Genomic DNA, 19019 nt, shown 5'->3' with positions numbered 1-19019 from the left:
CGATAGTGAGCCGAAGCTCGCTGAAGGATCATCCTTAGAAAGGAGGTGATCCAGCCGCAGGTTCCCCTACGGCTACCTTGTTACGACTTCACCCCAGTCGCTGACCCTACCGTGGCCGGCTGCCTCCATTGCTGGTTAGCGCACCGTCTTCAGGTAAAGCCAACTCCCATGGTGTGACGGGCGGTGTGTACAAGGCCCGGGAACGTATTCACCGTGGCGTGCTGATCCACGATTACTAGCGATTCCAACTTCATGGGCTCGAGTTGCAGAGCCCAATCCGAACTGAGACGGCTTTTTGAGATTTGCGAAGGGTCGCCCCTTAGCATCCCATTGTCACCGCCATTGTAGCACGTGTGTAGCCCAGCCCGTAAGGGCCATGAGGACTTGACGTCATCCCCACCTTCCTCGCGGCTTATCACCGGCAGTCTCCTTAGAGTGCTCAACTAAATGGTAGCAACTAAGGACGGGGGTTGCGCTCGTTGCGGGACTTAACCCAACATCTCACGACACGAGCTGACGACAGCCATGCAGCACCTGTGTTCCAGGCTCCGAAGAGAAGGTCACATCTCTGCGACCGGTCCTGGACATGTCAAGGGCTGGTAAGGTTCTGCGCGTTGCGTCGAATTAAACCACATGCTCCACCGCTTGTGCGGGCCCCCGTCAATTCCTTTGAGTTTTAATCTTGCGACCGTACTCCCCAGGCGGAATGCTTAAAGCGTTAGCTGCGCCACTAGTGAGTAAACCCACTAACGGCTGGCATTCATCGTTTACGGCGTGGACTACCAGGGTATCTAATCCTGTTTGCTCCCCACGCTTTCGTGCCTCAGCGTCAGTATCGGGCCAGTGAGCCGCCTTCGCCACTGGTGTTCTTGCGAATATCTACGAATTTCACCTCTACACTCGCAGTTCCACTCACCTCTCCCGAACTCAAGATCTTCAGTATCAAAGGCAGTTCTGGAGTTGAGCTCCAGGATTTCACCCCTGACTTAAAGACCCGCCTACGCACCCTTTACGCCCAGTGATTCCGAGCAACGCTAGCCCCCTTCGTATTACCGCGGCTGCTGGCACGAAGTTAGCCGGGGCTTATTCTTGCGGTACCGTCATTATCTTCCCGCACAAAAGAGCTTTACAACCCTAGGGCCTTCATCACTCACGCGGCATGGCTGGATCAGGGTTGCCCCCATTGTCCAATATTCCCCACTGCTGCCTCCCGTAGGAGTTTGGGCCGTGTCTCAGTCCCAATGTGGCTGATCATCCTCTCAGACCAGCTACTGATCGTCGCCTTGGTAGGCCGTTACCCTACCAACTAGCTAATCAGACGCGGGCCGATCTTTCGGCGATAAATCTTTCCCCGTAAGGGCTTATCCGGTATTAGCACAAGTTTCCCTGTGTTGTTCCGAACCAAAAGGTACGTTCCCACGCGTTACTCACCCGTCTGCCGCTGACGTATTGCTACGCCCGCTCGACTTGCATGTGTTAAGCCTGCCGCCAGCGTTCGCTCTGAGCCAGGATCAAACTCTCAAGTTGGACTTGAACTTTGAACCGGCTGATCACAACGTTTGACGAGGTCCCACCATTTTTCATCGACCGAAATCGACGAGCTGCCTGCGATTCACATCGCTGGCAACGATGGTGTTTCCTTTAAAACGTGTACCGCCGAAGTCTTTCGTCCGGTCTCGATCAGAAAAGCCGAAGCTTTTCAGAGCCGAGACCCGCAAGGACTCCGCCGTCCACGTTTCTCTTTCTTCATCTTCACTTGTCAAACAGCCCGGGACCGGAGAGGCCCCAACCTTCCTGAGAGGAAGGGTTCCGACACCCTTACCGACGATGGATGAACTCCAACCGACTGGTGTCGGCTGTTGTGTCACTCAACAAGGTGAGGAGCATCAGTGGCGCGTTCGCTCGCCTTGGTCAGTGACCCGGCGGCGCCGCGCTCAGTGGTTGGGGTTATAGGCCCCACCTTCCGGGCTGTCAACGCCAATCGTCAACAAATCGTCGCACAGTGGATTATTGAAAAAAATCCAGTGATTCCAGCCGATTAGAGAGGGCATGAGCGCGCCGACCGCGGCCGCGCCGCAAAAATCTCAAAAAAAGTTTGGGCCCCAGGGAGCTCCGGAGGGGCTCCAAAGGAGCTCCGGAAGCGGCTTCGGGCGCCCTCCCCGGACGGGCCCGGCCGGCCGCCCCTTCAGGAAACTTTTTCCATATTAGGCGCCGTACTAGAGCCACAATCCCGCGGCGTTCTGATAAGAGACAAGCTTGAATCGCGGGGATGCCAGTGGGGGCTGCCGGCGGTTTGCGTGGGGTCAGAGGAAGGCGATCATACCGATGAAGCGGCCTTCTTCAGACATTCGAGAGACATCGAGAGATCTTTTTCCGCTTAGCTGTTCGTAATTTCGGCCGGCCCGTCATCAGGGCCTTCTGACCGCGAGCGCCTGTGCGGCTTGCCGTTTCCTGCGATGCCCCTCCAAGAGGGCGACCAGGGAGGGGCTCGAAACCGGGCTGGTATGGGCCTCTTGGGTCGTTGATTGGGGGACTTGGGTTGAACCACAGGACGTCACGCGGCGCTTACGGGCGTGAGACCGGGATCATCGATCTCGGCCACGAGCCGCCGCTTTCCGTCGATGGTTCCGAAGCCGCCGTCATCGACCGCCGTCGTGTTTCGGTCCAATGGTTCAGCGGGACAATTCTGACCGGACTTTGCGGCGCAGCCCTGATCGGCGGCGCCGTTTTCGCTTCGCTCGACGGCGAGATGACCTTCGCCAAGGTGCCGGAGCGGGTCGAAGGCGCGCTGCGTGGCGCGTTTGGCGCAGCTGATCGCGCCGCCACGCTGCACAAGAGCGACCGCCTGCCGCCACCGAACGAATCCACCGCATCGCGCAACATCGTGCGCGTCTCCACGGTGGCCCGCGTCGGCAATCGCGACGTTATGCGGGTGCGCCCCTTCGTCCGGATCGCCGGCAATCTGTCGATGACGACGAGCGACCTGTCGGCGAAAATTCCGCCGTTCAACGCCCAGCGCCTTCTCACCGACGTCGGCTCCGATCCGAAAACCGCCGCCGACGATCCCAACAACCCCGAAGCGGTCGAACCCGACGCCGAGGTCTCCTTCGTCACCAAGGACCTGTCGCCGGTGCTGCCGAAGGCCAAGATTTCCGCGGTGGTGGCGCTCGACGACATCCTGATGCGGGTCCGCGATGCCGCTAACTGGCGCGGCAATGGCGGGGTGCGCTACGCCTCGCTCGCCAATGCCACCGCCGACGTTTCCGGCGCGTCCGACATGAAGATGGCCTACGCCACCGAAGTGTCGCCGTCGGATCCCTATGCCGGCTTCGAGACGCGCGTGGTGCCGGAAAACGTCACGCTGCTGCCGAAGACCAAGGAGCAGATCACCGGCGGCAATCCCAACGGCGAGCGCGTCCATCTGGTCAAGAAGGGCGACAGCGTCGCCTCCGTCCTGCGCGATCTCGGCGCCACGGCGGACGAGATCAAGGCGATCGCCGCGACGCTCGGCCCGCGCGGCCGCGACGGCGGCCTGAAGGAAGGCGAGAAGCTCCGCATCCTGATGGCGCCCGCAAGCCCCGGCGCCCGGCTCCAGCCCTATCGCGTCGTGGTTGCAAACGACACCATGGTCGAGGCGATCGCTGCGCTGTCCGACCTCGGCAAATACGTCGCGGTCGACGTCTCCAGCATGAACACCGTCGCTGATGCCACGGCCAACGCCAACAGCGACGACGATGACGACGATGACGGCACCGGCGTGCGGCTCTACCAAAGCATCTACGAGACCGCGATGCGCAACAAAGTGCCGATGCCGGTCATCGACGACATGATCAAGATCTACTCCTACGACGTCGATTTCCAGCGCAAGGTGCAGCCTGGCGATTCCTTCGACGTGTTCTACGCCGGCGAAGACGAGGGCGTGACGTCGAACGAAAAGAACGACGTTCTGTTCGCTTCCCTCACGGTCGGCGGCGAGACCAAGAAATACTACCGCTACCAGAGTCCCGACGACGGCGTCGTCGACTACTACGACGAGAGCGGCAAGAGCGCGAAGAAGTTCCTGGTCAGGAAGCCCGTCAACAACGCCATCATGCGCTCCGGCTTCGGCGGCCGCCGCCATCCGATCCTCGGCTATGTGAAGATGCACACCGGCGTCGACTGGGCCACCGCCTACGGCACGCCGATCTTCGCCTCCGGCAACGGCGTGATCGAGAAGGCCGGCACTGAGGGCGGATACGGCAAATACATCCGCATCAAGCACAACAACGGGTACGAGACGGCCTATGGCCACATGTCGGCCTTCGCCAAGGGCATGGAAGCCGGCAAGAAGGTCCGCCAGGGCCAGGTCATCGGCTTCGTCGGCTCGACCGGCGCGTCGACCGGTCCGCACGTGCACTACGAAATCCTCGTGAACGGCCGCTTCGTCGATCCGCTGCGCGTGAAACTGCCGCGCGGCCGATCGCTGGAAGGCCCGATGCTGGCCGGCTTCGAGAAGGAGCGCGACCGGCTCGACGGCATGATGAGCGGCCGGGGCGGCGCCATCGCCCGTATCTCGGATGCGACCGGCGGACCGTTGCAGGTCACCAACCGGTAGGCCGGCAACCGGCCGACATCGACCGGACATCTTCACCAACACGGTTGAATGGGACGCTTTCGAAGCGACGCCGCTTTACGGCGACACAACGTCAAGTTTCGTTTGCCAAAGCCGGATGACGGGCGAATACTTTCCAAAAATGGGAGGTCACGCCATGAAGAACAGGCTTGCCTGCACGGCCGTCATTGCTGCGATTTTCTGCACCACGAGCGCGTCAGCCCAGAAATTACCGGAGACTTGGGAGGTCACGAAACTCGTCCCCGGCTCGGCGTTCCATGGCGTGCATGGGCTCGGGATCGACAAGGCCGGCCATCTGTTTGCCGGCAGCGTCGCCGGCGCCATGCTCTACGAGGTGGATATCGCTAGCGGTACCGCCAAGGTTGCAATCCCGGCTCCGATCGGAATGGCCGACGACATCGCATTCGCGCCCGACGGCACCATGGCCTGGACCGGCTTCCTGGCCGGCGATCTCTATTCGCGCAAGGGCGACGGCCCGATCAAGAAGCTCGCCTCCGGCCTTCCCGGCATCAATTCGCTGGCCTTCCGCAAGGACGGCAGGCTCTACGCCACGACGGTCTTCCTCGGCGACACGCTCTACGAGATCGACGTCGAAGGCGTCAAACCGCCGCGTCAGATCATGGAGAAGATGGGCGGCCTCAACGGCTTCGAGTTCGGTCCCGACGACAAGCTCTACGGCCCGCTCTGGTTCAAGGGACAGGTCGCCAAGGTCGACGTCGACAGGGCCGAGCTGACGGTGGTTGCCGACGGCTTCAAGGTCCCGGCCGCGGTGAATTTCGATTCCAAGGGCAATCTGTGGGTGGTCGACACCGCGCTCGGCCAGCTCGTTCGGGTCGATCCCAAGTCGGGCGCCAAGACCATGGTCGCGCAGCTGAAGCCGTCGCTGGACAACCTCGCGATCGACGAGAAGGACCGCATCTACGTCTCCAACATGGCCGACAACGGTATCCAGGAGGTCGATCCGGCCAGCGGCCAGGCCAAGCAAATCATCATCGGCAAGCTCGCGTTGCCCGGCGGCATCGGCGTCACCTCGGAGAATGGCAAGGATACGATCCACGTCGCCGACGTGTTCGCCTATCGCACCGTGGACGGTACGACCGGCGAGGTCACCGAGAAGGCGCGCATGCACGCCGCCGGCGTCACGCTCGAATATCCGATGAGCGCCACGGCAAAGGGCAACGACGTGATCCTGTCGAGCTGGTTCACCGGCACGGTGCAGGTGATCGACAACAAGACCGGCGCGACGCGCGACATGCTGCATGACTTCAAGGCGCCGCATGATGCGATCGTGCTCGAGGACGGCAGCATCCTGGTGGCCGAGCTCGGCACCAAATCGCTGGTCCGCGTCAGCGGCGAGCACGGCAAGGATCGCACCACGCTGATCGGCGACCTCGAGGGTCCGGTGGGGCTCGTCGCCGGATCGCATGGCGACGTCTATGTCACCGAGGCCTTCGCGGGTGTCGTGTCCAAGATCGAGCAAAACGGCGAGAAGACCGTGCTCGCCAAGGAGTTGAAGATGCCCGAGGGCCTCGCGCGCACCAGCGACGGCAAGCTGATCGTGGCGGAAGTCGGCGCCAGGCGGCTGATCGAGATCACGCCGGAGGACGGCAAGATCACCGAGATCGCGGCCGATCTCCCGATCGGCCTTGCGGGCGCACCCGGCGGCCTGCCCACCCACATCCCGACCGGCGTCGCCATCGGCGCCACCGGCGTCATCTATTTTTCCTCCGACATCGAGAATGCGATCTACAAGGCGGTGAAGAAGTAGCGTCTGCCAGCGGAATCCGGCTGCGGGGGAACCGGCGCGCGGGTTCCCGGTTAGAGGCTAACGGGACCGACCAGCAGGAGGATCGCCCCATGACGCGCCTCTCACGCGACGATGTCGTCAAGGCCGTGGATCGGGCCGACGAGGTCACCATTGCCCAGATTATCGGGACCGGCGCGACCGTCGAGGAGCTCGCCGAAGCCCAGGCCTGGCTCGCCAATGACGAGCCGTTGATCAACGATTTGCGACCGCTGGCGCAGGGACGGGTGCGCGAGCTGGTCGATATCTTGTCCGAGCTTGAAGAAGACGACGACGAGGCCGGACCGGCCGAGCCCGGCTCCGCGTCCGCCGTCGGCTAGGATCAGCCCAAAACAATTCGCCCCGGAGAAGTGAACCTCTCCGGGGCGATCTGTCGTTTCAGGCAGCGATGACGCTCAGTTCAACTTCCGCTTCGACGCCGGCGCCTCGAACTGGGCGATCTCCGCGGTTTGCGGGGCCTTGCCGTTGAAGGTCAGCACGTTGCCTTCGGACGAGATCGCGACGTTGTCGCCGTCCTTGACGTCGCCGGCCAGGATCATCTCGGCGAGCGGGTCCCTGGAGGTAGCGCTGGATCACCCGCTTGAGCGGCCGTGCGCCGTAGGCGGGATCCCAGCCCTTGGCGGCGAGCCAGTCGCGGGCCGCGCCGTCGAGCGTCAGCACGATCTTGCGATCGGTCAGCAGCTTCTGCAGCCGGGCGAACTGGATCTCGACGATCCGGCCCATCTCGCTCCGCTGCAAGCGGTGGAACAGGATGATCTCGTCGACGCGGTTGAGGAATTCGGGGCGGAAATGTCCCCGCACCATTCCCATCACCTGCTCGCGCACGGCCGACGTATCTTCGCCCTCGGGTTGATTCACCAAAAACTCCGAACCGAGGTTCGAGGTCATGATGATCAGCGTGTTGCGGAAATCGACGGTGCGGCCCTGGCCATCGGTCAGGCGGCCGTCGTCGAGCACCTGCAGCAGAACGTTGAAGACGTCAGGATGCGCCTTCTCGATCTCGTCGAACAGCACGACCTGATAGGGCCGTCGCCGCACCGCTTCGGTGAGCGCGCCGCCCTCGTCATAGCCGACATAGCCCGGAGGCGCGCCGATCAGCCGCGAGACCGAATGCTTCTCCATGTACTCGGACATGTCGAGGCGGACCATCGCGGTCTCGTCGTTGAACAGGTACTCCGCGAGCGCCTTGGTCAGCTCGGTCTTGCCGACGCCGGTGGGGCCTAAGAACATGAACGAGCCCATCGGCCGGTTCGGATCCTGGAGACCCGCGCGGGAGCGGCGCACGGCGGTTGCGACCGCATGGACGGCTTCGGCCTGGCCGACGACGCGCTTGCCGAGGGAGTCCTCCATCTTCAGGAGCTTGTCCTTCTCGCCCTCCAGCATCTTGTCGACGGGCACGCCGGTCCAGCGCGAGACCACCTGCGCGATGTGGTTGGCGGTGACCGCCTCCTCCATCATCTCGCCGGAGTTCTCCTTGGCCTCGATGTCCGCAAGCTGCCGTTCGAGCTCGGGGATCCGGCCATAGGCTAGCTCGCCGGCACGCTGGAATTCGCCGCGCCGCTGCGCATTGGCGAGCTCGACACGCAAACCGTCGAGCTCGGCCTTGAGCTTCTGCGCATCGGAGAGCTTGTTCTTCTCCGCGCTCCAGCGCGCCGTCAACGACGCGGATTTTTCCTCGAGCTCGACGAGTTCCTTTTCAAGCGTCTGCAGGCGGCTCTTCGAACCGGCATCGCTCTCCTTCTTCAATGCTTCCTGTTCGATCTTCAGCCGGATGATTTCCCGATCCATCGAATCGAGCTCTTCCGGCTTGGAATCGACCTGCATCTTCAGGCGCGCGGCGGCCTCGTCCATGAGGTCGATCGCCTTGTCGGGCAGGAAGCGGTCGGTGATGTAGCGGTTGGACAACGTCGCGGAGGCAACAAGCGCGGAATCGGTGATCCGCACGCCATGGTGCTGCTCGTACTTGTCCTTCAGGCCGCGCAGGATCGAGATGGTGTCCTCGACCGAGGGCTCGCTGACGAAGATCGGCTGGAAGCGCCGCGCCAGCGCCGCGTCCTTCTCGACATGCTTCTGGTACTCGTCGAGCGTGGTCGCGCCGATGCAGTGCAGCTCGCCGCGGGCGAGCGCCGGCTTCAGCAGGTTCGATGCGTCCATCGCGCCGTCGCCCTTGCCTGCCCCAATCAGCGTGTGCATCTCGTCGATGAACAGGATGAAGGTGCCCTCGCTCCCGGTCACTTCCTGGAGCACGGCCTTCAGCCGTTCCTCGAACTCGCCGCGGTATTTCGCGCCGGCGATCAGTGCGCCCAAGTCGAGCGAGAGCAGCTTCTTGTCCTTCAGGCTCTCCGGCACGTCGCCATTGACGATGCGCAGCGCGAGGCCCTCGGCGATGGCGGTCTTGCCGACGCCGGGCTCGCCGATCAGGACGGGATTGTTCTTGGTCCGGCGCGAGAGCACCTGGATGGTGCGGCGGATCTCCTCGTCGCGGCCGATGACCGGGTCGAGCTTGCCGTCGCGCGCGGCCTGGGTCAGGTCGCGGGCATATTTCTTCAGCGCGTCATAGGCGTTCTCGGCGGTCGCCGAGTCGGCCGTGCGGCCCTTGCGCAGGGCCTCGATCGCCGCGTTGAGGTTTTGCGGGGTGACACCACCCTTGCCGAGGATCGCGCCGGCCTCGCTGGTCTTCTCCAGCGTGAGGCCAAGCAGCAGCCGCTCGACGGTGACAAAACTGTCGCCGGCCTTCTCGCCGGCCTTTTCGGCGGCATCGAAGGTGCGTGCGAGCTCTGGCGCCAGATAGATCTGCCCGGCGCCGCCGCCGGAGACCTTCGGCACCTTGTTCAGGGCGTCCTCGGTCGCCTTCAAAATTGCGCGGGAATTGCCGCCGGCACGATCGATCAGACCGGCAGCGAGCCCCTCATTGTCGTCCAGCAGCACTTTCAGAACGTGCAGGGTCGAAAACTGCTGGTGCCCCTCGCGCACCGCAAGCGACTGCGCGGACTGGATGAAGCCCCTGGAGCGTTCGGTATACTTCTCGATGTTCATCTTTTCTTTCCCTCGGCCTGCCCATGGAGCCCTCTAAGGCACTCCAAACGGCATCTTCATTGGGTTTCCGATTACCGCATTGACGTTTCTCAACCGGTAACGGTCGTTATTTACCGACGCTGCCGCCGGCCTGAGGCAGATGTGGGAAGCGGGCTGCGGGAGCGAAAGAGGCGTCTTCACAATTTCGTGCGCGCATCGGCCCGCTTGGCGCGGCGTGGCCGAATCCCCTAAGTAGCGCCATGACAGCCAGCCAGACCGCCGAGATTACCGGCCTCTACCGCTATCCCATCAAGGGCCTCACCCCGGAACCCCTGCCCCGCGTTGCCTTGCGGGTCGGCGAGACCCTGCCCGCCGACCGTCGCTACGCCATCGAGAACGGCCCGAGCGGGTTCGATCCCGAGGCGCCGGCCTGGAAGCCGAAAATCCAGTTTCTGATGCTGGCGCGCAATGAGCGGCTGGCTTCGCTCGACAGCCGGTTCGAGGACGCGACCAACCGCCTGACCATCCGCAAGGACGGCCAGATCGTCGCCAGCGGCGATCTGGAGACCGCCGCCGGGCGCGCCGCCATCGAGCGCTATTTCACCGAGAACTTCCAGCCGGAGTTGAAGGGCCCGCCAAAAGTCCTGTCGGGCCGCGACCACAGCTTTTCCGACGTCGCCCGCAAGGTCGTCTCCATCATCAATCTGGACAGCGTCAGCGCGATCGAGACCATGCTCGGCGGCGCCGCCGTGCATCCCCTGCGCTTCCGCGCCAATCTCTACGTGAAGGGCTGGCCGGCATGGTCCGAGCTCGACCTCGTCGGCCAGACGCTCGCGATCGGTCAGGCCCGGTTGCAAGTGGTCAAGCGCATCGTCCGTTGCCCGGCCACCAACGTGGACCCGGTGACCGCAAAGCGCGATCTCGAGATTCCGCCGACGCTCTCGCGGCATCTCGGACATATGGACTGCGGCATCTATGCCGAGGTGATCGCCGGCGGCGAGATCGGCGTGGGGGATGCGGTCGCGGTGGAAGAGCCGAAGCTGGTGTGAGCTGAGCTGCCGTAGGGTGGGCCAAGCGAAGCGTGCCCACCAGCTTTATCTCTGCGGAGCGAGATGGTGGGCACGGCGCTAACGCGCCTTTGCCCACCCTACGCTCCCTCACCTCAGTTCGGCATCACATACGCATAGATGCGGCCGCGCGAGACCGGCGCCTCGCGGACGCGGTTGCCGTTGTTGCCGGAGATCATGATCGGATTTCCCTGCGCGTCGACGCCGGTGATGATGCCAACGTGGCCGCCCCGGCCGCCGCGCGACATCACCGCGATGGCACCGACCTGCGGGCCGGAGACACGCGTGCCGTAACGCGCGAACGAATTCGCCATGTCCGAGCCGGTGCCCCGGTGGCCGGTCTTCTCAAGCACCATGTTCATGAAGCGCGCGCACCACAGGCTGCCACGCCCGGTCGGGTTGCCGCCGAGATAGCGGCGCGCCTCGGACACGAGGCCCGATCCGCCGCCGAAGCCGCTGCTCATACCCATGTTGCCGGCGTTGCCATTGTCGCCAGCGCTGCTCTTGTTGACAGCGTGGCTCATGTTACGGGCGCGGCTCACTTTGCCGGCGCGGCTCACGTTTCCACCGATGCCCATTTCACCGCCGCCCAGATAGCGCGTGTAACCCATGCCGCCGCTATTGGCGTTCGGATCGTAGCTGGCCTGCGTGTCCATGAAGCCGCCGGCCTGCAACTGCGCCGCGCTGCGCTCGAAGCGCGAACTGCGGGCCTGGTGCCGGTAATGATGATATCTGCTGGCGTGATGCGCGTAAGCGTGCCGCTCTGCGCTATGACGATGCGGCCGTGCCGAGGCCGGAGACGAGAACGCGGCGACCGCCGCGAAGAACAGCGCCAGCGCGACAACACAACGCGACAGGCGAGACGCAAACAACTCGAACATTAGTCATCCTTCGTTGACACCCCCACTTCCCAGCCGGCCCGTGCGCGGCCGACATCCCTCGGGCCGTTAAGCCGCCCCATGTGGCGAGAAAAAGACACCGTGCCGGTGAATAGCTGGGTTGATTTTGTGTCGGTGCCGGCCTGACGCTGCCGCATTGCGGACAACAGCATTAACTGCGATCCTTCACATGCGGCTAGAAGAGAGGGAAACGGTTAATGCCCCACGCCACGACCAGGGACGACGTCCGCATCTATTTCGAGGAAGCGGGCCAGGGAACGCCGATTATTTTCCTGCACGAATTCGCGGCCGACTACACCAATTGGGAGCCGCAGATGCGCTACTTCTCGCGCGGCCACCGCTGCATCACCTATTCGGCGCGCGGCTACACGCCGTCGGACGTGCCTGAGGGCGAGGTCTACACCTACACGCATTTCTATACCGACGCGCTCGCGGTGCTCGATCATCTCAGGATCGACCGCGCGCATCTCGTCGGGCTCTCGATGGGCGCTTATTCGTCGCTTCAAATCGGACTGAACGCGCCGCAGCGGGCGCTGTCGATGACGCTAGCCGGCGTCGGCTCCGGTTCGGAGATCGAGAATCTCGACGCCTGGCGCAAGCAATGCCGCGCCAATGCCGAGCAATTCGAGACGCTCGGCTCCACGGAGGTGGCGAAAGTCACGCGCGAGGCGCCGAGCCGGATTCCCTTCCTGGTGAAGGACCCGCGCGGCCACGCCGATTTCTACGCCGCGCTGGCGCGGCACGATGCCAGGGGATCGGCGCGCACGATGCGCGGCTTCCAGGGCGGCCGTCCCTCGATCTACACCATGACGGACGCGATCAGGGGCGTCGCGACGCCGGCGCTGATCATCTGTGGCGACGAGGATGACCCTTGCGTCGGGCCGAGCCTGTTCCTGAAGAAGCATCTTCCGGCCGCGGGCCTCGCGATGTTTCCGAAGTCGGGGCACGTGCTCAATCTCGAGGAGCCCGCGCTGTTCAACGAGACCGTGGAGCGGTTCGTCACGCTGGTGGAAGCAGGTCGATGGCCGGCGCGCGATCCGAGGTCGGTGGCGGCGCAATAGTTTACCCTGTCATTCCGGGGCGCTCGAAGAGCGAACCCGGAATGACGCCTACGGCGTCACTTCCCCTGCCCGCGCGTGAGCAGAAACACGCCCTGCTCGCCGAACATATTCCACACCCACCAGGGCAGGTTCAGCGGCACCGGGCGGCCATAGAGATCGAGCGCCACCGAGCGTTCCATCTTGACGTTGATCTCGTCGCAGAGCTCGACGAAATCCTTGATGGTGCAGAAGTGGATGTTGGCGGTGTCGTACCAGGTCGCCGGCAGGTTCTCGGTGCGCGGCATGTGGCCGCCGATCAGGAGCTGGAGCCGCATCTTCCAGAAGCCGAAGTTCGGGAACGAGACGATGGCGCGGCGGCCGATGCGCAGGAGATTTTCCAGCACCACACGCGGCTGCCGCGTCGCCTGGAGCGTCTGCGACAGGATCACGTAGTCGAAGGCATCATCGGGATAGTTCACGAGGTCGGTATCGGCGTCGCCCTGCACCACCGCGAGGCCCTTGGCGACACAGCGGTTGACGCCCTCGCGCGACAATTCGATGCCGCGGCCGTCGATGCCGCGGGTCTCCAGAAGCTGGAGCAGATCACCGTCGCCGCAGCCGACATCGAGCACCTTGGAGCCCGGCTTGACCATCTCGGCGACGAGCAGATGGTCGGCGCGAAAATGACCGGACTGTTCCGCGCTAAGGCCGCCCAGCGGCAGCACTTCCTGCACTGACATCCTAGCCACCCCTGCCGTTGAGTCCGCGCGCCTTGCCGGCCGATTCCAGGAAGGCGCGGGCGATGTCGAAGAATTCGGGCACGTCGAGCAGGAAGGCGTCATGGCCGCGATCGGTCTCGATCTCGGCGAACGATACCCGCGCGCTCGACGCATTCAGCGCATGCACCAACGCGCGCGATTCCGAGGTCGGGAACAGCCAGTCGCTGGTGAAGGAGACCACGCAGAAGCGCGTCTTGATGCCCGCGAACGCCTTCGCCAGCACGCCGCCATGGTCGCCGGCGATGTCGAAATAGTCCATCGCGCGCGTCAGATAGAGATAGGAGTTGGCGTCGAAGCGCTCGACAAAGGACGAGCCTTGGTAGCGCAGATAGGACTCGACCTGGAAGTCGGCGTCGAACGAGAAGGTCGGCAGGTCGCGGTCCTGCATGCGCCGGCCGAACTTGCGATGCAGCGCCGCGTCGGAGAGATAGGTGATGTGCGCCGCCATCCGTGCGACCGCAAGGCCGCGATGCGGATGGATGCCGCGATCGGCGTAGCCGCCATTGTGCCAGTCGGGATCGGCCATCACAGCCTGGCGACCGAGCTCGTGAAAGGCGATGTTCTGCGCCGAGTGCCGCGTCGAGCAGGCAATTGCCAGCGCGGAATACACGCGCTCGGGGTAGGCCGCCGTCCATTGCAGCACCTGCATGCCGCCCATCGAGCCGCCGACCACCGCGAACAGCGTGTCGATGCCGAGCCGGTCGATCAGCATCGCCTGCGCGCGAACCATGTCGGGGATGGTGATGACCGGGAAATCCAGGCCCCACACTTTGCCGGTCGCGGGATTGATCGAGGCCGGCCCGGTCGAGCCCATGCAGCCACCGATCACATTGGCGCAGATGATGAAGTATTGGCTCGGATCGAGCGGACGGCCCGCACCGACGAGGGTTTCCCACCAGCCGGGCTTGCCGGTGACGGGGTGCACATTGGCGACATGCTGGTCGCCGGTCAGCGCATGGCAGATCAGGATCGCGTTGGAGCGATCGGCGTTGAGCTCGCCATAGGTCTGGTAGGCGATCTGGAACGGGGTGAGATCTATGCCGCAGTCGAGCGGCAACGGCTGATCAGCGCCGAACTGCGCGACGAGCGAACTCGGATGATCCACTTCATGCGACCGCTCATCGGCACTGATCGCGGGACTGGATATCGACGTGACGCCAACCATCTGACCATCGACCTCGTTTGCGATCGGACTTCAGACCGCTACTTGCATCAGGCCATAAAAAACCCGGCCTGAACGATAGGTTCGGCCGGGATCGGAAGCGTCCCCGGCCTGTTTAGCGAGTTTTTTAACGTGGCTGCAAGCCGGCCGGCTCAAATGACCACGGAACAGGCAAAACTTAACGGCTTGGACGGTTTTCGTCAAGATACGGTCCTGATTGACCAAATTCGTCCCCGTCGCGTCAGCCGAAAAGGCCCGATTTCCCTTTGCATTTCTCTTTGCTTTCGCCGCTCCGACTGCCTAATCAAGACATCGACCGCGGCGGGTCCGACCTGATGGACCCGCATTGGAACGCCTCTCAACAGCACTTGCCAGATATGTCCCAACGTCCGCCCGCGCCACCATCGTTGCAGGAATTGCGCAAGGAGATCGACGCGATCGACGAGGGCATGCATCGCCTCCTGATGCAGCGCGGCGACATCATCGACCGCCTGATCCAGGTGAAGCAGACCCAGGAGGTGGGCTCGGCGTTCCGGCCTGCGCGCGAGGCCGACATGATGCGGCGGATCGTGGAGCGCCATCGCGGCATCCTGCCGCTCGACACGGTCGAGAGCATCTGGCGCGTCATCATCGCGACGTTCACTTACGTGCAGGCGCCGTTCGCGGTGCATGCCGACATCTCGGTGAGCGAGCCCGCGATGCGCGATTCCGTGCGATTCCATTTCGGCTTCACCGTGCCTTACGTCGCGCATTTCAGCGCGCAGGCCGCGGTCGAGGCGGTCGCGAAATCCAAGGGCGATCTGGCGCTGGTCTCGGCGACTTCCAGCCGCACCCCGTGGTGGCTGGAGCTGGAAGCAGAAGGCGCACCGAAGATCATCGCGCGGCTGCCCTTCGTCGAGCGTGCCGACCATCCGGCCGCGCTGCCCGTGTTCGCGATCTCGCGCGTCGCCGACAGTGCCCTGGTGACGGAGGTGGAGACTTTCAGCGTGCGCGTCTCGGGGTGGAATGCCGAGATCGCGCGGGCGCTGTCGCCGCTCGCCGACATCGTGGCGGTGCCCGATACCGCCTTCGATGGCGCCGCGCTGCTGGTCTCGGTCACGAGCGCGAGCAGCATCGACAAGATCAAGGCTGCCCTGATCGAGGCGGGGGCCTCGGTGCGCTCCACGGCCCTCGTCGGCAGCCACGCGACGCGCTATACGGTGCCCCCGACCGGGTCGAAATCGTAAGTTACGAGCCGCCTGCCATTCCGGAGTTGAAGATGTCCCGCCCCGTGCCGAACCCCGGCATTCTCGATATTGCGCCCTACACGCCCGGCAAGAGCCCGGTGCCGGAGCCGGGCCGCAAGGTGTTCAAGCTCTCGGCCAACGAGACGCCGTTCGGCCCCTCGCCCAGGGCGATCGAGGCCTTCAAGAAGGTGGCTGATCATCTGGAAAACTATCCGGAAGGCACCTCGCGGGTGCTGCGCGAAGCCATCGGCCGCACCTTCGGCCTCGACCCCAACCGCATCATCTGCGGCGCCGGCTCGGACGAGATCCTCAACCTGCTCGCCCACACCTATCTCGGCCAGGGCGACGAGGCGATCTCGACCACGCACGGCTTCCTGGTCTACCCGATCGCCACCATGGCGGTCGGCGCCAGGAACGTCATCGCACAGGAGAAGAACCTCACCTGCGACGTCGACGCCATCCTCAAGGCTGTGACGCCGAAGACGAAGCTGGTGTGGCTCGCCAATCCGAACAACCCGACCGGCACCTATATTCCGTTCGACGAGGTCAAGCGCCTGCGCGCCGGCCTGCCCTCGCACGTGCTGCTGGTGCTGGACGCCGCCTATTGCGACTACGTCTCGCGCAACGATTACGAGATGGGCATCGAGCTCGTCGCCACCACGGAGAACACCGTGGTGACGCACACCTTCTCCAAGATCCACGGCCTCGCCGCGCTGCGCATCGGCTGGATGTTCGGGCCCGAGCACATCATCGACGCGGTCAACCGCATCCGCGGTCCGTTCAACGTGTCGACGCCGGCAATGTACGCCGCGGTCGCCGCGATCGAGGACACCGCGCATCAGGCGATGTCGAAGCAGTTCACCGAGACCTGGCGCAACTGGCTCACCGAGGAGATCGGCAAGCTCGGCCTGAAGGTGACGCCGAGCGTCGCCAATTTCGTGCTGATCCACTTCCCGACCGACAGGGGCAGGACCTCGGACGACGCCGACGCCTTCCTCACCAAGCGAGGCCTCGTGCTGCGGGCATTGAAGAATTACGGCCTGCCGCATTCCCTGCGCATGACCATCGGCACCGAGGAGGCCAACCGCCTCGTCGTGGACGGTTTGCGCGACTTCATGGCCGGCAAATGAGCGTACAGCCGCACTTCCAGCGCATCGCCCTGATCGGCTTCGGCCTGATCGGCGGCTCGATCGCGCGCGCTGCGAAGCTCCAGGGCCTGGCCGGCGAGATCGTCACCACCGCGCGCTCGGAGAAGACGCGCGCGCGGGTGCTCGAGCTCGGCATCGTCGATCAGGTCGTGGCGACCAATGCGGAAGCGGTGAAGGATGCCGATCTCGTCATCCTCTGCATTCCCGTCGGCGCCTGCGGACCGGTGGCGCAGGAGATCGCCGCGCATCTGAAGCCCGGCGCGATCGTCTCCGACGTCGGCTCTGTGAAGGGCGCGATCGTCAGGGACATGGCGCCGCATCTGCCGAAGACCGTTCATTTCGTGCCGGCGCACCCCGTGGCGGGCACCGAGCACTCGGGGCCGGATTCCGGCTTTGCCGAGCTCTTCATCAACCGCTGGTGCATCCTCACCCCGCCGGAAGGCGTCGACGCGTCGGCCACCGATCGCTTGCGCGCCTTCTGGGCGGCGATGGGTGCCAAGGTCGAGGTGATGACGCCGGATCATCATGATCTCGTGCTCGCGATCACCAGCCATCTGCCGCATCTGATCGCCTACACCATCGTCGGCACCGCCGACGAGCTGGCGCAGGTGACGGAATCGGAAGTGATCAAGTTCTCCGCCGGCGGCTTCCGCGACTTCACCCGCATCGCGGCGTCCGACCCGACGATGTGGCGCGACGTCTTCCTCGCCAACAAGGAAGCCGTGCTGGAGATGCTCGGCACCTTCACCGAGGATCTGGCAAAACTCACCCGCGCGATCCGGCGCGGCGACGGCGAAGCGCTGTTCGACCACTTCACCCGCACCCGCGCCATCCGTCGCGGCATCGTCGAGATCGGTCAGGATTCGGCGGCGCCCGATTTCGGCCGGCCGCATGCGGCGCTGAAGAAGCCGTAGCTCCTGTCATTCCGGGGCGCCCGAAGGGCGAGCCCGGAATCCATTGGGCCACAGCGCACGCGGTGAAATGGATTCCGGGTTCGATGCTACGCATCGCCCCGGAATGACGAGAGAGGTTTCAATACAGCGGCGGAATCTGGCCGACCTTGACCGGGCCGAGCAGTACGGCGCCGTCGACGAACTTCAGCGGGAAGCTGCGGGCCTTCTTGCCTTCCAGCGTGCTCTCGGTGCCGATCGAATTGATGCCGGCGGCGACGCCGGCATTGGCGTTCTGCTTGATGACCTTGCCGAGGCCGGGAACGGCGCGATCGAGCGCGCCGAACAGATTGTTGAGATCCTGCGACTTCACGCCGGGCGCGACGCGGTCGAGGGTTGCCTGCGGCACACCCTCTTCCAGCATCTTCTCGATACCCATCGCCGGGATCACGCGCTCGAGGCCCGTCACCGTCATCTGCAATTCGCCGTCGAGTCGGCCATTGGCCGAGAGCCCGAGCGTGCCGGCCGCGACCGCGATCATCTCGCCCTGCTGGATCCGCGACTGCACGATCTCGATATGGCCGCCGGCGGCCTGGATCTCGCGGAAGCGTTGCGGCCATGGCTTTGGGGTGAGGTCGGAGAGCCCGGTGACCTTGGCGCGCGTGTCCGCCTCGAACGGCTCGGCGAGCAAGGGGTGAACACCCTGGATGCTGCCCTGCGCGACGTGGAGCACGGTCTCGATCACGGGATGATCGGACGGCGATCCGTCCGCGAGGCGCCCGTGCAGCTCGACCTGCTTGGCGCGCGCGAGCGGCACCTGCACGCTGCCGTCGAGCCGGTTGATGACGGGATCGTCGAACACGATGGAGGCGCGGTCCGGCACCGCCGGCAGGCCGACCACGCTGCTGCGGCCCCTGCTCCAGTTCACCACGAAGGTGTTTTGCGTAACGCCGTCGGTGAGGGTCGCCGGCGCCGAGAATTCGGCGATGACGCGCTTGGGATCGTAGACCTGGGCGACGACCAGGATGTTGTCGAGCCTCGCCGTGAACGGCGTCTTGCTCGCGTTCTGCGAGACCAGGGCGACGCTGGCGCCGGAGCACTGGACCTCGAAGCGGAACGGGAAGCCCGCGATCGAGCGCTTGGCGCAATCATAGATGCGGCCGGACTTGGCCTCCTGCGCGCGCCAGGCGTCTGCGGCGATTTCGGCCTGCGAAGCGGCGTAGAACCAGAAGCAGCTCCACGCGACGGCGAGGATCAGGAGGAGAATGGGTGCGGTGAAAAGGCCCCAACGGGGGCGGCGGCCTGCGGCAACGGTCAGATTGGACATGCGGCGACCCTTTGGCCTCAGATTTTGTCAAATGTAAGCGAGGTCGGCTT

The 19019-nt window shown here is 64.3% G+C and carries 12 protein-coding genes, 1 rRNA gene, 1 pseudogene and 1 riboswitch; of the genes and pseudogenes, 8 read left to right on the top strand and 6 right to left on the bottom strand.

The window, feature by feature from the left end:
- Window positions 1–38: 38 nt before the first annotated feature.
- Window positions 39–1527, bottom strand: a 16S ribosomal RNA gene (locus ACVWW6_RS14470).
- 1012 nt (window positions 1528–2539) lie between these two features.
- On the opposite strand from ACVWW6_RS14470, the gene ACVWW6_RS14465 reads away from it, so the two are divergent.
- From ACVWW6_RS14465 to ACVWW6_RS14455, 3 genes are all read left to right on the top strand, one after another.
- On the top strand, window positions 2540–4594 hold the full coding sequence (locus tag ACVWW6_RS14465) for a M23 family metallopeptidase (RefSeq protein WP_038965357.1): 2055 nt from the start codon (window positions 2540–2542) through the stop codon (window positions 4592–4594).
- A gap of 154 nt (window positions 4595–4748) precedes the next feature.
- The gene (locus tag ACVWW6_RS14460) at window positions 4749–6380 is read left to right on the top strand and encodes a hypothetical protein (RefSeq protein WP_456680920.1); all 1632 of its coding nucleotides are present in this window, start codon (window positions 4749–4751) and stop codon (window positions 6378–6380) included.
- A gap of 89 nt (window positions 6381–6469) precedes the next feature.
- Window positions 6470–6736, top strand: a complete 267-nt coding sequence (locus ACVWW6_RS14455) for a hypothetical protein (RefSeq protein WP_271552236.1) — start codon at window positions 6470–6472, stop codon at window positions 6734–6736.
- Between the two features lie 75 nt (window positions 6737–6811).
- Here ACVWW6_RS14455 and clpB read toward each other — a convergent pair.
- Window positions 6812–9452: pseudogene (clpB, locus tag ACVWW6_RS14450) on the bottom strand (ATP-dependent chaperone ClpB).
- Window positions 9453–9691: 239 nt separating this feature from the next.
- Between clpB and ACVWW6_RS14445 the strand changes: the two are divergent.
- Complete coding sequence (locus ACVWW6_RS14445) at window positions 9692–10480, top strand: MOSC domain-containing protein (protein WP_456680919.1); 789 nt, start codon at window positions 9692–9694, stop codon at window positions 10478–10480.
- A 113-nt stretch (window positions 10481–10593) separates the two neighbouring features.
- On the opposite strand, the gene ACVWW6_RS14440 is transcribed toward ACVWW6_RS14445, so the two are convergent.
- Window positions 10594–11379 (bottom strand): NlpC/P60 family protein, encoded by a 786-nt coding sequence (locus ACVWW6_RS14440; RefSeq protein ID WP_456680918.1) that lies wholly within the window; start codon window positions 11377–11379, stop codon window positions 10594–10596.
- A gap of 215 nt (window positions 11380–11594) precedes the next feature.
- On the opposite strand from ACVWW6_RS14440, the gene ACVWW6_RS14435 reads away from it, so the two are divergent.
- Window positions 11595–12458 (top strand): alpha/beta fold hydrolase, encoded by an 864-nt coding sequence (locus ACVWW6_RS14435; RefSeq protein ID WP_456680917.1) that lies wholly within the window; start codon window positions 11595–11597, stop codon window positions 12456–12458.
- A gap of 56 nt (window positions 12459–12514) precedes the next feature.
- Here the strand turns inward: ACVWW6_RS14435 and metW are convergent, their stop codons facing one another.
- Both metW and metX read right to left on the bottom strand, forming a co-directional pair.
- Window positions 12515–13177, bottom strand: coding sequence for a methionine biosynthesis protein MetW (gene metW, locus ACVWW6_RS14430; protein WP_028173533.1), 663 nt, complete (start codon window positions 13175–13177; stop codon window positions 12515–12517).
- A 1-nt stretch (window position 13178) separates the two neighbouring features.
- The gene (metX, locus tag ACVWW6_RS14425; RefSeq protein ID WP_060910125.1) at window positions 13179–14381 is read right to left on the bottom strand and encodes a homoserine O-acetyltransferase MetX; all 1203 of its coding nucleotides are present in this window, start codon (window positions 14379–14381) and stop codon (window positions 13179–13181) included.
- A 91-nt stretch (window positions 14382–14472) separates the two neighbouring features.
- Window positions 14473–14552, bottom strand: a riboswitch (SAM riboswitch).
- Window positions 14553–14755: 203 nt separating this feature from the next.
- Here metX and ACVWW6_RS14420 point away from each other — a divergent pair.
- Genes ACVWW6_RS14420 through ACVWW6_RS14410 form a run of 3 tightly spaced genes read left to right on the top strand, consistent with a single transcriptional unit; the run spans window position 14756 to window position 17666 of the window.
- A complete protein-coding gene (locus tag ACVWW6_RS14420) occupies window positions 14756–15604 on the top strand; it encodes a chorismate mutase (RefSeq protein WP_011084215.1) in 849 nt (282 codons plus the stop codon).
- 32 nt (window positions 15605–15636) lie between these two features.
- Window positions 15637–16734 (top strand): histidinol-phosphate transaminase, encoded by a 1098-nt coding sequence (hisC, locus tag ACVWW6_RS14415; protein WP_456680916.1) that lies wholly within the window; start codon window positions 15637–15639, stop codon window positions 16732–16734.
- Complete coding sequence (locus tag ACVWW6_RS14410; protein WP_011084213.1) at window positions 16731–17666, top strand: prephenate/arogenate dehydrogenase family protein; 936 nt, start codon at window positions 16731–16733, stop codon at window positions 17664–17666. The genes hisC and ACVWW6_RS14410 overlap by 4 nt, the downstream gene beginning before the upstream one ends.
- Window positions 17667–17784: 118 nt before the next feature.
- Here ACVWW6_RS14410 and ACVWW6_RS14405 read toward each other — a convergent pair whose 3' ends face one another.
- Window positions 17785–18969, bottom strand: a complete 1185-nt coding sequence (locus ACVWW6_RS14405) for a DUF2125 domain-containing protein (protein WP_456680915.1) — start codon at window positions 18967–18969, stop codon at window positions 17785–17787.
- Between the last annotated feature and the right edge of the window lie 50 nt (window positions 18970–19019).

The organism is Bradyrhizobium sp. USDA 3311 (assembly GCF_054062495.1).
Note: the sequence above shows the minus strand (reverse complement) of the source record. Positions and strands in the feature narration are given on the sequence as shown.